The 14,633-nt window shown below is 67.4% G+C and carries 14 protein-coding genes; 2 read left to right on the top strand and 12 right to left on the bottom strand.

Annotated features, from left to right (window positions below; all coding sequences use genetic code 11):
- Positions 1 to 10: 10 nt before the first annotated feature.
- The 12 genes from fabZ to rpsB form a co-directional block, all read right to left on the bottom strand.
- Positions 11 to 451 carry a 3-hydroxyacyl-ACP dehydratase FabZ gene (fabZ, locus tag AAHB17_RS05045; protein ID WP_342129397.1) on the bottom strand — a complete coding sequence of 147 codons (441 nt, stop codon included), beginning with the start codon at positions 449 to 451 and terminating at the stop codon, positions 11 to 13.
- Positions 448 to 1,428 (bottom strand): UDP-3-O-(3-hydroxymyristoyl)glucosamine N-acyltransferase, encoded by a 981-nt coding sequence (lpxD, locus tag AAHB17_RS05040; RefSeq protein ID WP_342129396.1) that lies wholly within the window; start codon positions 1,426 to 1,428, stop codon positions 448 to 450. The genes fabZ and lpxD overlap by 4 nt, the downstream gene beginning before the upstream one ends.
- A gap of 7 nt (positions 1,429 to 1,435) precedes the next feature.
- Positions 1,436 to 1,957, bottom strand: a complete 522-nt coding sequence (locus AAHB17_RS05035; RefSeq protein WP_342129395.1) for an OmpH family outer membrane protein — start codon at positions 1,955 to 1,957, stop codon at positions 1,436 to 1,438.
- The gene (gene bamA / locus AAHB17_RS05030) at positions 1,957 to 4,272 is read right to left on the bottom strand and encodes an outer membrane protein assembly factor BamA (protein WP_342129394.1); all 2,316 of its coding nucleotides are present in this window, start codon (positions 4,270 to 4,272) and stop codon (positions 1,957 to 1,959) included. Before bamA ends, AAHB17_RS05035 begins: the two co-directional genes overlap by 1 nt.
- Before the next feature lie 13 nt (positions 4,273 to 4,285).
- Positions 4,286 to 5,665, bottom strand: a complete 1,380-nt coding sequence (gene rseP, locus AAHB17_RS05025) for an RIP metalloprotease RseP (RefSeq protein ID WP_342129393.1) — start codon at positions 5,663 to 5,665, stop codon at positions 4,286 to 4,288.
- Between the two features lie 19 nt (positions 5,666 to 5,684).
- Positions 5,685 to 6,863: a 1-deoxy-D-xylulose-5-phosphate reductoisomerase gene (ispC, locus tag AAHB17_RS05020; RefSeq protein ID WP_342129392.1), complete on the bottom strand. Its 1,179-nt coding sequence runs from the start codon at positions 6,861 to 6,863 to the stop codon at positions 5,685 to 5,687.
- Positions 6,863 to 7,714: a phosphatidate cytidylyltransferase gene (locus AAHB17_RS05015; RefSeq protein WP_342129391.1), complete on the bottom strand. Its 852-nt coding sequence runs from the start codon at positions 7,712 to 7,714 to the stop codon at positions 6,863 to 6,865. Before AAHB17_RS05015 ends, ispC begins: the two co-directional genes overlap by 1 nt.
- A 23-nt stretch (positions 7,715 to 7,737) precedes the next feature.
- Complete coding sequence (uppS, locus tag AAHB17_RS05010; RefSeq protein WP_342129419.1) at positions 7,738 to 8,469, bottom strand: polyprenyl diphosphate synthase; 732 nt, start codon at positions 8,467 to 8,469, stop codon at positions 7,738 to 7,740.
- Positions 8,470 to 8,498: 29 nt separating this feature from the next.
- Entirely contained in the window at positions 8,499 to 9,059 is a 561-nt protein-coding gene (gene frr / locus AAHB17_RS05005) for a ribosome recycling factor (protein WP_342129390.1), read from the bottom strand.
- A 37-nt stretch (positions 9,060 to 9,096) separates the two neighbouring features.
- Positions 9,097 to 9,807 (bottom strand): UMP kinase, encoded by a 711-nt coding sequence (gene pyrH, locus AAHB17_RS05000; RefSeq protein WP_342129389.1) that lies wholly within the window; start codon positions 9,805 to 9,807, stop codon positions 9,097 to 9,099.
- A 152-nt stretch (positions 9,808 to 9,959) separates the two neighbouring features.
- Positions 9,960 to 10,853, bottom strand: a complete 894-nt coding sequence (gene tsf, locus AAHB17_RS04995; RefSeq protein WP_342129388.1) for a translation elongation factor Ts — start codon at positions 10,851 to 10,853, stop codon at positions 9,960 to 9,962.
- 111 nt (positions 10,854 to 10,964) lie between these two features.
- Positions 10,965 to 11,717 (bottom strand): 30S ribosomal protein S2, encoded by a 753-nt coding sequence (gene rpsB, locus AAHB17_RS04990; protein ID WP_342129387.1) that lies wholly within the window; start codon positions 11,715 to 11,717, stop codon positions 10,965 to 10,967.
- 251 nt (positions 11,718 to 11,968) lie between these two features.
- On the opposite strand from rpsB, the gene AAHB17_RS04985 reads away from it, so the two are divergent.
- Together AAHB17_RS04985 and AAHB17_RS04980 are read left to right on the top strand one after the other, a co-directional pair.
- On the top strand, positions 11,969 to 13,351 hold the full coding sequence (locus AAHB17_RS04985) for an amidase (protein ID WP_342129386.1): 1,383 nt from the start codon (positions 11,969 to 11,971) through the stop codon (positions 13,349 to 13,351).
- Positions 13,348 to 14,619, top strand: a complete 1,272-nt coding sequence (locus AAHB17_RS04980; RefSeq protein ID WP_342129385.1) for a D-amino acid dehydrogenase — start codon at positions 13,348 to 13,350, stop codon at positions 14,617 to 14,619. Before AAHB17_RS04985 ends, AAHB17_RS04980 begins: the two co-directional genes overlap by 4 nt.
- Positions 14,620 to 14,633 lie beyond the last annotated feature (14 nt).

Genomic DNA, 14,633 nt, shown 5'->3' with positions numbered 1-14,633 from the left:
GGCCACGCCCTCAGGCAATGGTGCGCATGGTGCACATCAGCTCGGCCTCGCAGGCCACGTCGGCGCCCACGCGGGTGACGCCCTTGAACTTGAAGATGCCGGCCTTCATGCGTTCCAGGCTGACGTCCATGATGAGCTGGTCACCTGGTTCGACCGGGCGCTTGAAGCGCGCGCCGTCGATGCCGGCGAAGTAGTAGACGGTCTTGTCGTCGGGCGTGACACCCAGGGTATCGAAGGCCAGCAGGGCCGCGGTCTGGGCCATGGCCTCCAGCATCAGCACGCCCGGCATCACCGGACGGTGCGGAAAGTGGCCGGTGAAGAACGGTTCGTTGATGGTGACGTTCTTGAGCGCCTGGATGGTCTTGCCCTTCTCGATGGACAACACGCGGTCGACCAGGAGGATGGGGTAGCGGTGGGGCAGTTGCTTGAGGATCTGGTGGATGTCCATCATGGTCGTTCTGATTTTTCGAGTGTCTTGATGCGTTCGCGCAGGCGGTGCAGTTGCCTGAGCGTGGCGGCGTTCTTTTCCCAGGACGCATTGTCGTCCAAGGGAAACACGCCGCTGTACTGGCCCGGCTGGTGGATGGAGCGCATCACCACCGAGGCGGCCGAAATGTGCACGTGGTCGGCCAGGCTCAGGTGGCCCAGCACGACAGCACCGCCGCCCACGGTGCAGTGGCGGCCGATGCGGGCGCTGCCGGCCACGCCGGCACAGCCGGCCATCGCCGTGTGGGCGCCGATGTGGACGTTGTGGCCGATCTGGACCAGGTTGTCGAGCTTGACGCCGTCCTCGATCACGGTGTCGTCCAGCGCACCACGGTCGACACAACTGTTGGCCCCGATTTCCACGTCATCGCCGATGAGCACCGCGCCCAGCTGCTCGATCTTGATCCACTGGCCTTCATGCTGGGCGAAGCCAAAACCGTCGGCGCCGATGACCACGCCGGGATGCAGGATGCAGCGGCGGCCGATGACACAGCCACGGCCGACCGTGACATGGGCACCGATGCGGGTGCCCTCGCCGATGCGCGCGCCCGCCTCCACCACCACAAAAGGTCCGATGGCGACGTTGGCACCCAGCACAGCCGTGGGGTCTATCCAGGCGCTGGGATGCACGGCCGCCACGGGCAGCGGGTCCTGGGTGGCCCGCCACCACTGGGTCAGTCGGGCGAAATACAGGTAAGGGTTGTCGCTGACGATGCAGGGTCCGCGCGCGGACGCCCGTTCGGCGAGGGCGGGCGACACGATCAGCGCGCCGGCCTGGGTGGTCTCGATCTGGCTGGCGTAACGCACATGGGCCACAAAGGCAATGGCGTGGCCTGCCGCGGTGTCGAGCGGGGCGAGGCGTTCGATGAACGTCTCGCCCGAGCCGATGAGTTCACCTCCGAGCGCCGCGACGATGGCGTCGAGTCGGGCGCCGAGGGTCATGACGGCGTCACTTGGTGGCGTTGTTCAACCCGGTGATCACTTTTTCGGTGATGTCGTGTTTGGGGTTGATGTAGACCGCTTCCTGGATCACGAGGTCGTATTTTTCGGCTTCGGCCACCTGCTTGATCACGCGGTTGGCGCGCTCCAGCACGGCTTGCAGCTCTTCGTTCTTGCGCACGTTGAGGTCTTCCTGGAATTCGCGGCGCTTGCGCTGGAATTCGCGGTCCTGGTCGACCAGTTGGCGCTGGCGGGTCCCACGCTGGGCTTCAGACAAGGTCGGCGCATCGCGCTCGAAGCGCTCGGACGCGGTCTTGAGCTGGGTGCCCATGCCCTCGATTTCCTTCTCGCGCTTGGAGAACTCGGCCTCCAGCTTGACCTGGGCGGCCTTGGCGATGGTGGCCTCGCGGAAGATGCGGTCGGTGTTGACGAAGCCGATGCGGAAATCCTGCGCCAGCGCCGACAGCGCCACCAGGCCGGAAGCCGCGGCAAAACCAACTGCGCGCAGCAGGGAGCGGGAGGAGTGTTTCATCAAAACGAGGTACCGATCTGGAACTGAATGGCCTGCATTTTATCGCCAGCCTTCTTGCGAATGGGCTTGGCCAGGGCGAAGCGCAGGGGACCAATGGGTGAAATCCAGCTCACGCCGATGCCGGCCGAGGCCCGCAGATCGCTCAGCGAGAGCTTCTGGTCGTCGGTGTAGACGTTGCCCACGTCGACAAAACCGAACAGGCGCAGGGTGCGGTCGTTGCCAGCCCCCGGGAAGGGCATCAGCAGCTCGGTGTTGAGCACGACGCTCTTGGAGCCGCCGATGTAGACCGTCTTGGAAGCGTCGTCCACCAAAGTGCTGGTGCCGCCCAGGGTGCCCTGGTCGAAGCCGCGCACGGAGCCGAGGCCGCCGCCGTAGAAGTTCTTGAAGAGCGGGAAAGGCCGTCCGCCCAGACCCTTGCCCCAGCCCACTTCGCCGTTCACCGCCAGGGTGAACTGGCGGTTCAGCGGCCAGTATTGCTGGATCTGGTAGTTGGCCTTGACGTAGCGGGTGTCGCCCGCCAGGCCCAGCTCGGAGTTGAAACGCTGGTAGCGGCCATCGGTGGGCACCAGCGCGCTGTCGCGCTTGTCGCGGGTCCAGCCGATGGTGAAAGGCACCGAGGTGCTGCTGGTGCCGAACACGTCGGCGTATTCCTGGTAGGCCACGGGCAGTTGGGTGCCGGCCTTGATGCGGGTGGACTCGACACCGACACCGAAGTAGACCGTGTCGGTCTCGGTGAAGGGCACGCCGAAACGCACGCTGGCGCCGGGCGTGACCAGGCTGTAATCACCGCCCTGGGCCAGCAAGGGCCGGGTGGTCTTGTAGTAGATGTCCAGGCTGCGCGAGACCCCGTCCTGCGTGAAGTAGGGATCGACGCTGCTCAGCACGATCTGGCGGTTGTAGCTGCTGGTGTTGACGTTCAGGCCCAAGTAGTTGCCGGAACCGAACACGTTTTCCTGCTGGATGCCGGCCAGCAGGGCCAGCTTCTCGGACTGCGAGTAGCCAAAACCCACGGACACGTTGCCGGTCGGCTTCTCGACCACCTTGATGTTGAGGTCGACCTGGTCCGGCGCGTTGGGCACCTCCTGGGTGTCGATGCGCACCTCGGTGAAGAAGCCCAGGCGGTCGACGCGGTCACGCGAGAGCTTGATGCGGTCGCTGTCGTACCAGGCCGATTCGAACTGGCGGAACTCGCGCCGGATCACCTCGTCGCGGGTGCGCAGGTTGCCTTCGATGTTGATGCGGCGCACATAGGCGCGGCGCGACGGATCGGCTTGCAGCACGAAGGCCACGCGGCCGTTGTCGCGGTCGATGTCGGGCACGGCGTCGACACGGGCGAAGGCGTAGCCGAATTCACCGAAATGGTCGGTGAAGGCCTTGATGGTGTCGGCGACGTGCACCGAGTTGTAGGGCTCGCCCGCATCGAAGCGGATCAGCTTGCGGAACTCGTCTTCCCGGCCCAGGTAGTCGCCGGCCAGCCGCAGCGAGGACACGACAAATCGCTTGCCTTCGCTGACGTTGATGGTGATGGTGATCTCGCTCTTGTCGGGCGAGATGGCCACCTGGGTGGAGTCGATGCGGAACTCGAGGTAGCCGCGCGACAGGTAGTAGGAGCGCAGCGACTCGATGTCGGCGTTGAGCTTGGCGCGGGTGTAGCGGTCGGACTTGGTGTACCAGCTCATCCAGCCGCCGGTGTCGAGGTCGAACAGGCCGCGCAGGGTCGACTCGCTGTAGGCCTGGTTGCCCACGATGCGGATGTCCTTGATCTTGGCGATGTCGCCCTCGACCACGCTGAAGTTGACGTTGACGCGGTTGCGCTCCATCGGCGTGACGGTGGTCACCACCTGCACGGCATAGAGGCTCTTGTTGATGTACTGGCGCTTGAGCTCCTGCTCGGCGCGGTCGGCCAGGCCACGGTCAAACGGTCGGCCCTCGGACAGGCCCACCTCGCGCATGGCCTTGCGCAGGGTCTCGTTGTCGAACTCACTGATGCCGCTGAAGGAAACGTCGGCCACCGACGGGCGCTCCTCGACGATCACCACCAGCTCGTCACCGCTGACCTGCAGGCGCACGTCGGAGAACAGGCCCAGGCCAAACAGGGCCCGGATGGCGCTGGCACCCTTGTCGTCGTTGTAGGTCTCGCCGATGCGAAAGGGCAAGGAACCGAACACCGTACCGGGTTCGACCCGCTGCAGGCCTTCGACACGGATGTCACGCAGCACAAAGGGGTCGACCGCCCAGGCCGGCAAGACCGCCAGCAAAGAGGACACGAGCGCACCGTGCGCGAGGCCGCGCAGGCCCTGTTTGAGTTGTTTCATGTATTGACTGGCATCAGCCCAGTATTCGGGCCACATCATTGAACAAGGCAAGCGACATGAGCATGATCAGCACCGCCACGCCGCCACGCTGCAAGCGTTCCATCCAGGCGTCGGAGACGGCGCGCCCGGACACCCCCTCCCAAAGATAATACATCAGGTGCCCACCGTCCAAGACGGGCAGCGGCAGCAGGTTCAGCACGCCGAGACTGACACTGATCAGGGCCATGAAGGTCAGGTAGGCGGTGAGGCCCATGCTGGCGGACTTGCCGGCGTAGTCGGCGATGGTGATGGGGCCGCTGATGTGGCGCAGCGAGGCCTCGCCGATCAGCATGCGCCCCATCATCTTGAGAGTCAGCCAGGACACCTCACCGGTGCGGACAAAGGCGTGCGTGATGCCATCCCAGGGGCCTTCGCTGACCTCGACCATGGCCGGCGGCGCGCCCACCAGGGCACCGATGCGGCCAATCCAGGCGCCGTCCACCTGCTCGGGGCGTGGCGCGACCACCAGATCGATGCGCCCGCCGTCACGCTCAACCACCCAGCGTTGTGCCGATGCCCGGCCACTGCCGTCCACCGCGGCGCGGATGCGGGCCCGCAGCGTCTGAGCATCGACGATGGGCTGGCCATCCACCGACGACACCCGGTCGCCTTCGCGCAGGCCGGCCTGCCGCGCGGCGCCGTCGGGCAAGACGCCGCCGATCACCGGCGCCGACCAGGGCGAGACGATGCCGATGCGCTGGAACATGGCCGCATCGGCTTCGCGCTGCGGCAGTTGGGCCAGGGGCAGCACGACGCGGCGCAGGGAACCGTTCTCGCCCTCGCCGACCCACAAGGCCATGTCCTCGCCGTCCAGCGCGGCCTGGGTCAGCTGCCAGCGCAGCTCGTCGAACGAACGCACGTCCGCGGGCTCGCCATCGGCCACCGCGGCCTGTCGCACCCATTCGCCGGCGCGCAGGCCCGCCGCCTCGGCCAGCGAGGCCGGGGGCGGGGTGGACAGGATGGGGCGCGGCGCCTCCACCCCCATCCAGGCCACCAGGGCGTACAGCAGCACGGCCAGGCCCAGGTTGGCCAGCGGGCCGGCGGCCACGATGGCGGCGCGCGAACGCAGCGGCTGGGTGTTGAAGGCCAGGTGGCGTTCGGCCGCGTCGACCGGCGCCTCGCGCTCGTCGAGCATGCGCACGTAACCGCCCAGCGGCACGGCACACAAGACAAATTCGGTGTCCTGCCCCGGCCGCTGGCGACGCGGGCGCCAGCGCAGCAGCGGTTTGCCGAAGCCGACCGAAAACCGCAGCACCTTGACGCCACAGGCCACCGCCACGCGGTAGTGCCCGTACTCGTGCACCGCGATCAGCAGCGCGAGGGCAAGCACAAAGGCCAGCACCGTGAGAATCATGGGGTCTCCGAAAAGGACATCAGGCCGGCAGGCGCGAGGCCACCTGCTCGGCGACGGCACGTGCCTGTTGGTCCAAGGCCAGCAGATCGGCCAGGGACTGGGGTTCAGAGAAGCTCAGGGCCGACAAAGTTTCCAGGTTGACCGCATGGATCTGGTCAAAACGCACCCGCCGGTCCAGAAAGGCGGCCACGGCGACCTCGTTGGCGGCGTTGAGCACCGCCGTGGTGCCCGGCGCGGCCCGCAGGCTGTCCCAGGCCAGGGCCAGGCCGGGAAACCGGGCGGCGTCCGGGGCCTCGAAGGTCATGGCGGCCAGGCGCCGGAAATCCAGCCGCTCGGCGCCGCTCTCGATGCGCTCCGGCCACGACAGGCCGTAGGCGATGGGCACCCGCATGTCGGGCGTGCCGAGCTGGGCCACCACCGAGGCGTCGCGGTACTGCACCATGGAATGCACCACGCTTTGCGGGTGGATCACCACCTCGATCTGCTCGGGTGCGACATTGAACAGGTAGCGTGCCTCGATCACCTCGAGGGCCTTGTTCATCATGGTGGCCGAGTCGACCGAAATCTTGCGCCCCATCACCCAGTTGGGGTGGGCCACGGCTTGTTCCGGCGTGACCGCGTGCAGCGTGGCCGGGTCGCGGGTGCGGAAGGGCCCGCCCGACGCGGTCAGGATGATGCGGTCGATGCGCTGGGCCCAGGTGGCGGGGTCGTCGGGCAGGGACTGGAAGATGGCCGAGTGTTCGCTGTCGATGGGCAGCAGCGTGGCCCCGCCCTCGCGCACCGCGGCCATGAAGGCCTCACCGCCGACAACCAGCGCTTCCTTGTTGGCCAGCAGCAGGCGCTTGCCGGCACGCGCGGCGGCCAGGCAGGGCGCCAGGCCCGCCGCACCGACGATGGCGGCCATCACCGCATCGACCTCGTCGTGGGCGGACACCCATTCGAGGTCGGCCGGCGTGGACAGCACGCGGGTGGCCGAGCCATGGGTCTTGAGGCGCTGGGCCAGATCGGCCGCGCGGGCGCCCTCCACCATCACCGCGTAGCGGGGCTGGAAACGCAGGCATTGCTGCAGCAGTTCCTCCACGCGCGAAGCGGCGGTGAGGGCAAAGATCTCGAACCGCTCGGGATGGCGGGCCACCACGTCGAGCGTGCTGGTGCCGATGGAGCCGGTGGAACCAAGAATGGCCAGGCGCTGTTTCATCAGGTCAATAGGGTGTAGAACATCATGGCCAGGGGCAAGGTGGGCAGCAGGGCATCGACGCGGTCGAGCACGCCGCCGTGGCCGGGCAGCAGCCCGCTGCTGTCCTTGGCGCCCACGCTGCGCTTGATCAGCGACTCGACCAGGTCGCCGACCACGCTCATGGCCGCCATGCCCAGCGCCACCAGCACCAGCAGGAGCGTGCCGCCGTTGGCCAGGTGGCTGTAGAAGCTGCGCACCGGTGCCGCCCAGTGGCCATCGGCCCAGGCCCAGACCAGCGCCAGGATGAGCACACCGGCCATGCCGCCCATCACGCCCTCCCAGCTCTTGCCGGGGCTGATGGCCGGCGCCAGCTTGCGCGCCACCAGCCGGGTGCCGAAGGCGCGGCCGGCGAAGTAGGCAAAGATGTCGGCCACCCACACCAGCACCAGCACCGACAACAGGAAGTTGATGCCGATCACACGCGCCTGGGCCACGGCCAGCCAGGTCAGCCACAGGGCCAGCACGCCACCGGCCAGGCGCAGTGGCGCGGGCACCTGCGGCCAGCCCGCGACACCGGCGCGCAGCAGCCAGGCGCCCACGACCACCCAGGCCACTCCGGCGGGCAGCCACACGCGCAGGGACGGCTGGTCCAGCAGGCCGCCCAGCCAGCTGGCCACACACAGCAGCAGTGTGAACGCGCCCAGCGCGAGCGAAGCGGTCATGCCCAGGCGGTTGAGCCGACCCCATTCCCAGCCGCCGGCGGCGATGAACGCCAGCATGAGGGCGTTGAAGGCCCAGGCCTCGCGGTAGAACAGGGCCGGCAGCAGAAAGGCCAGCAGCACCAGGGCGGTGATGACGCGTTGCTTGAGCATGGAGGCGCGTCCCGCGGGGAACGTCAGGTGGAGGTGGCGACGGAGGCGCCAGGGTCTGCGGACACACCGCCGACCTGGGCCGAGGTTTTGCCGAAGCGGCGCTCGCGGCCGGCAAAGGCGGTGATGGCTTCGTCCAGGTGGGGAGCGTCGAAGTCCGGCCACAGGACGTCGCTGAAATGCAGTTCCGAATAGGCCAACTGCCAGAGCAGGAAGTTGCTCACCCGCAGTTCGCCGCCGGTACGGATCAGCAGGTCGGGATCGGGCACGTGGGCCAGCGACAGTTCGGCGGCCAGGCCCTCGGGCGTGATCGGCAGGCCCTTGGCCGCCGCCCGGTCGGCCGCCTGGGCGATGTCCCAGCGGCCGCCGTAGTTGAAGCAGACGTTGAGCACCAGCCGGCGGTTGTCCGCGGTCTGCGCCTCGGCCTGATCGAAGCCCTGGCAGACCTTGTCGGACAGGCCGCGCCGGTCGCCGACGAAGTGCAATTGAACGCCGTTCTGCTTGAGGGTCGGCACCTCGCGGCCCATGGCGCCGGCCATGAGGTCCATCAGGCCCGACACCTCGTCGGCCGGGCGTGCCCAGTTCTCGGACGAGAAGGCAAACACGGTCAGCACCGCCACGCCCCGGTCCATGCACAGGCGTATGCAGCGGCGCAAGGCCTCCAGGCCCTGGCGGTGACCGGCCACACGCGGCATGAAACGCTTGTTAGCCCAACGGCCGTTGCCATCCATGACGATGGCGATGTGGTGAGGCACCATGGAGAAAGGGTCGGCGTTCGGACGGAGGGTCACACGGCCAGGATGTCCTGCTCCTTGCCCGCGACCAGGTGGTCGATTTCGACAATGCGCTTGTCGGTCGCCTTCTGGATGTCGGCTTCGGCGCGTTTCTGGTCGTCTTCCGAAGCCAGCTTGTCCTTGACCAGCTTCTTGACGGCTTCGTTGGCGTCACGGCGCAGGTTGCGCACCGCGATCTTGGCGTTTTCGCCTTCGCTGCGCACCACCTTGGTGAGTTCCTTGCGGCGCTCCTCGCTCATGGGCGGCATGGGCACGCGGATCAGGTCGCCCTGGCTGGACGGGTTCAGGCCCAGGTCCGACTCGCGGATGGCCTTTTCGATCTTGGCGCCCATGCCTTTTTCCCACGGCGCCACGCCGATGGTGCGGGCATCGATCAGGGTCAGGTTGGCCACCTGCGAGAGCGGCACCATGGAGCCGTAGTAGTCCACGTGCACGGTGTCGAGCAACTGCGGGTTGGCACGCCCGGTGCGCACGCGGCTCAAGGCGTTCTTGAACGCCTCGATGGACTGTTGCATCTTGTGGTCGGTGTTTTTCTTGATCTCGTCAATCGTCATGGCTGGTCCTCAACGGTTTCTTCTCAACCCGCAATTCTCACACGTGCACCAGGGTGCCCTCGTCTTCACCCAACACCACCCGGCGCAGCGCGCCGTGCTTGAAGATGCTGAACACCTTGACCGGCAGCTTCTGGTCTCGGCACAGCGCGAAGGCGGTGGCGTCCATCACCTGCAGGTTCTTGCCCATGGCCTCGTCGAAGCTGATGGAGGTGTAGCGGGTGGCCGACGGGTCCTTGTTGGGGTCGGCGGAATACACACCATCCACCTTGGTCGCCTTGAGCACGATCTCGGCCCCGATCTCGGCGCCACGCAGGGCGGCCGCGGTATCGGTGGTGAAAAACGGGTTGCCGGTGCCGGCGGCAAAAATCACGACCTTGCCCTCTTCCAGGTACTGCAGCGCCTTGGGCCGCACATAGGGCTCCACCACCTGCTCGATGGAAATGGCGGACATCACACGCGCCACCAGACCCGCCTTGTCCATGGTATCGGCCAGGGCCAGCGAATTCATCACCGTGGCCAGCATGCCCATGTAGTCGGCCGTCGCGCGGTCCATGCCGACCGAGCCCCCCGCGACACCGCGGAAGATGTTGCCGCCGCCGATCACGACCGCGACTTCCACCCCCAGGCGGGTCACCTCAGCGATCTCTTCGACCATGCGCACGATGGTGGCCCGGTTGATGCCGAAGGCATCGTCGCCCATCAGGGCTTCACCCGACAATTTCAAGAGAATTCGCTTGTATGCTGGCATGTACGACCTTTGGCTTTCAAGAATATTGGAATCCGGCGGTGTCTTGGGAGTGTATCGCCGCCGCCTGCCGGCAGCTTGGGCGAACACCCCTTTGAGCACGCGAAAAAAAGGCGGGCCCCGTCAGCGACGGTCCCGCCTTTTCGGGGCGTGGATCAGGCGCCCTTGGCAGCCGCCACCTGGGCAGCCACTTCGGCCGCGAAGTCGTCGACCTTCTTCTCGATGCCCTCACCCACCACGTACAGGGTGAAGCCCTTGACGGTGGTGTTGGTGGACTTGAGGTACTGGCCCACGGTCTGCTTGCCGTCGGCGGCCTTCACGAAGACCTGGTCCAGCAGCGAGACTTCCTTGAGGTACTTCTGCACCGAACCTTCGATCATCTTGGCGGCGATGTCGGCCGGCTTGCCGGACTCGGCCGCCTTGGCGGTGGCCACCGAACGCTCTTTTTCGATCAGGTCGGTCGGCACGTCGGCGCTGGACAGCGAGACCGGCTTCATGGCGGCGATGTGCATGGCGGTGTCCTTGGCGGCGGTTTCATCGCCGTCGAACTCCACCACCACGCCGATGCGGGTGCCGTGCAGGTAGCTGGCCAGCTTGGCGCCACCGTTGTACTGCTTGAAGCGGCGGAAGCTCATGTTCTCGCCGATCTTGCCGATCAGGCCCTTGCGCACGTCTTCCAGCGTGGGACCGAAGCTGTCCTGCGCGTAAGGCAGGGCGCCCAGGGCCTCGACGGAAGCGGGGTTGTGCTCGGCCACCAGCTTGGCGGCGGCATTGGCCAGGGCCAGGAAGCTGTCGTTCTTGGTGACGAAGTCGGTTTCGCAGTTGACTTCGATCAGCGCGCCGGTGTTGCCATTGATGAAGCTGGCGACCACGCCTTCGGCGGTCACGCGGCTGGCGGCCTTGCCGGCCTTGGTGCCCAGCTTGACGCGCAGCAGCTCTTCGGCCTTGACCAGGTCGCCTTCGGCTTCGGTCAGGGCTTTCTTGCACTCCATCATGGGAGCGTCGGTCTTGGCGCGCAGTTCAGCGACCATGCTTGCGGTAATTGCCATCTTGTTTTCTCCAGCGGCCACACGGGCCTTGACATGTTCAGGGGATATGGATGCGGCGAGGGGCTACGAAAAAGGGGCCACAAGAGCCCCTTTTCAGCCGGCTTGCGCAGCTCAGGCGGAAGCTTCTTCCTTGACTTCCACGAACTCGTCGCCGCCAGTGGCCACGGCCTTGACAACGTCGTTCACCGCGTTGGCGCGGCCTTCGAGGATGGCGTCAGCGATGCCGCGGGCGTACAGCGCCACGGCCTTGGCCGAGTCGTCGTTGCCAGGGATCACGTAGTCGATGCCGACCGGCGAGTGGTTGGTGTCGACCACGCCCACCAGCGGAATGCCCAGCTTCTGTGCTTCCTGGATGGCGATCTTGTGGAAACCGACGTCGATCACGAAGATCGCGTCCGGCAGGGCGTTCATGTCCTGGATGCCGCCGATGTCTTTTTCCAGCTTTTCCATTTCGCGGGCGAACATGAGCTGTTCTTTCTTGCTCATGTTGTCCAGGCCGGCTTCCTTCTGGGCCTGCATTTCCTTCAGGCGCTTGATGGAGGTCTTGACCGTCTTGAAGTTGGTCAGCATGCCGCCCAGCCAACGCTGGTCGACGAAGGGCACGCCGGCGCGGCGGGCTTCCTGGGCCACGATGTCACGCGACTGGCGCTTGGTGCCCACCATCAGGATGGTGCCGCGGTTGGCGGACAGCTGACGCACGAACTTGGCGGCCTCCTCGAACAGGGGCAGCGTCTTTTCGAGGTTGACAATGTGAATCTTGTTGCGGTGACCGAAGATGTACGGAGCCATCTTGGGGTTCCAGAAGCGGGTTTGGTGACCGAAGTGGACACCGGCTTCCAGCATTTCGCGCATAGAAATGGACATGGGATACTTTCTTTCCAAAGGTTGGGACTGAAGCCGCCCCCGATCTCCGTCCCGCACGCAGGAAGCGAAGACACCCGGTTGGAGCGGCTTGCGATTGTTTTGACCATCTGGGCAAAAAATGCCTCGACGGAGAACCTGCCCCCTGGCAGCAAAACCCAAGGATTGTAGCAGCATCGGGCGCCCCATTGCTGCAACGCAACACTTCCCTCCCCAGCGCCGAAACCGGCCCTGGCCTCGCACACAATCGGCGCATGAGCGACACCCGGTTACCCCACGACATCATCGCCGCCCGCCTGGCCATGGCCACCGGCACCCACACCGCCCGGTCGCTGCTGGACGCCTCGCTGGCGGTCGCCCACAACCCGGCGTGCCAGCACGCCTGGGTGCTGGCACCCGACGCTGCCAACACCCACGCCCAGTTGCAGGAACTGGCCCGCCAGCACGGCCCCACCCTGTCCCACACCCCGCTGGCCGGCCTGGCGGTGTCGGTCAAGGACCTGTTCGACGTGCGCGGCCAGGTCACCACCGCCGGCTCCCGCCTGTTCGGGCCGGACGGCATCGCCCGGCCCGCCGCCAGCGAGGACGCCACGGCCGTGGCCCGGCTGCGGGCGGCCGGCGCGGTGCTGGCCGGGCGCACCACCATGAGCGAGTTCGCGTTTTCCGGCGTGGGCGTCAACCCCCACCACGGCACGCCCGCCAACCCCTGCGACACCACCACGCCGCGCATCCCAGGCGGCTCATCCTCGGGGGGCGCCGTCAGCGTGGCCACAGGCGCCGCCTGGGCCGCGCTGGGCAGCGACACCGGCGGCTCCATCCGCATCCCCGCCGCGCTGTGTGGCATCGTCGGCTTCAAGAGCACGGCGCGCCTGGTGCCCACCGATGGTGCCTTTCCGCTGTCCACCACCCTGGACACCGTGTCGGCCATGACACGCAGCGTGCGCGATGCCGTGCTGCTGCACGAGGTGCTGGCGGCGCGCCGCGTGACACGCGGCGGTGGCGACCTGCGGGCCTGCCGCCTGGCCGTGCCGCGCGACCTGGTGCTGGACGGCCTGGACGCCACGGTCGCGCGGGCCTTCGAGCGCAGCGTGAGCCACCTGTCGGCCGCCGGTGCACGCATCGACACCATCTCCCTGCCCGAACTGACCGAGGCGGCCCAGATGCAGGCCCGTGGCAGTTTTTCGGCCGCCGAAGCCCACGCCCTGCACCGCCCCTGGCTGGAAGACCACGCCGCGCTCTACGATCCGCGCGTGCTGTTGCGCATACGGGGCGGCGGCCAGATGCAGGCAGCCGACTACATCGACCTGCTGCGCGCGCGGCAGGACTGGATCGCCCGGGTCGAACGCCGCATCGCCCCGTTTGACGCACTGCTCTCGCCCACCGTGCCCCTGGTGGCGCCAACCATCGCCACGGTGGCACCGGGTGCGGAACGCGACGCGGCGTTTTTTGCCCTCAACGGCCAGTTGCTTCGCAACCCGGCCCTGGTCAACCTGCTGGACGGCTGCGCCCTGTCCCTGCCCTGCCACGATGCCGACGAACTGCCGGTCGGGCTGATGCTCTGGCACGGCGCCGGGCGCGACGACGGCGTCCTGCACGTGGCGCAGCTGGTGGAAGCGGTCCTTTCGAGAACCTCATGAAAATTGCCGTCATCGGCGCCGGCATCATCGGCGTCACCACCGCTTACGAACTCAGCGCCGACGGCCACGAGGTGACCGTGTTCGAACGGCGCTCGGCGGCGGCCGAGGAAACCAGCTTCGCCAACGCCGGCATCGTCGCCCCGGGTTACGTCACACCCTGGGCCGCGCCCGGCATGCCGGCCAAGGTGATGCGCCACCTGTTCAGCGCCCACGGCCCGGTCAAGCTGGCCTGGCCGCTGTCGGCGCGCGACATCGCCTGGATGTGGCGCTGGTGGCGCGCCTGCACACCCGACACCTACCTCGCCACCCGTCAGCAGCTGCAACAGCTGGCCTTCTACAGCCGCGAGCGCCTGCACCAACTGACCCACGACCTGCAACTGCAGTACGACCGCAGCGACGGCTTCCTGGTGCTGCTGCGCGACGCTCAGGACAACGCCATGGTGCAACCGGGCCTGCAGCTGCTGCGTGAACTCGGCGTGCCCTTCAACGAGGTGCCGGCCCACGTGGCCCGCGCGGTGGAGCCGGCGCTCAACAACGACACCGCGCTGTTTGGCGCGGTGCATGTGCCCGGCGACGAGGTCGGCAACTGCCGGCAATTCGCGCTGCAGCTCAAGGACGAGGCCCAGCGCCTGGGTTGCCGCTTCGAGTTCAACACCGAGGTCGCCCGGCTGGAGATGGCGCCAACCCGGGTGTGGACGCGCACGCGTGACGGCTCGCCCCCCCAGGCGCAGGCATTCGATGCCGTGGTCCTGTGCGCCGGCGTGCACAGCGCCGAGCTGGCGCGCCCGCTGGGCGTGTCGATCCCGCTCACCGCTGTCTACGGCCACTCAGTCAGCGTGGCGGTGCGCGAAGACATGGACGCACCGGTCTCGGGCGTGATGGACGAACGCTACAAGGTCGCCATCTCGCGCCTGGGCCAGCGCGTGCGTGTGGCCGGTGGCGCCGAGATCGGTGGCCGGGTGGACCGCCACGGCAAACACGCCTTCAGCACCCTGCACAAGGTGCTCAACGACTGGTTTCCCGGTGCCGCGCGCTACAGCCGCACCGGCGGCCAGATGCAGACCTGGAAAGGCGCGCGCCCCATGCTGCCCGAAGGCCCGCCCTTGGTGGGCGCCAGCCTCGTGCCCGGCCTGTGGCTCAACCTGGGCCACGGCTCCAGCGGCTGGGCCCTCAGCGGTGGCAGCGCCCGCGCGCTGGCCGACACGCTGGCCGGCCGCAGCCCGGCCATCGACGTGGCCGCCCTGTCGCCACAGCGCCTGGCCCGCTGACATCGGCCAACCCG

The sequence above is a fragment of the Hydrogenophaga sp. OTU3427 genome (genome assembly GCF_038440225.1).
Lineage (GTDB): Bacteria > Pseudomonadota > Gammaproteobacteria > Burkholderiales > Burkholderiaceae_C > Hydrogenophaga.
Note: the sequence above shows the minus strand (reverse complement) of the source record. Positions and strands in the feature narration are given on the sequence as shown.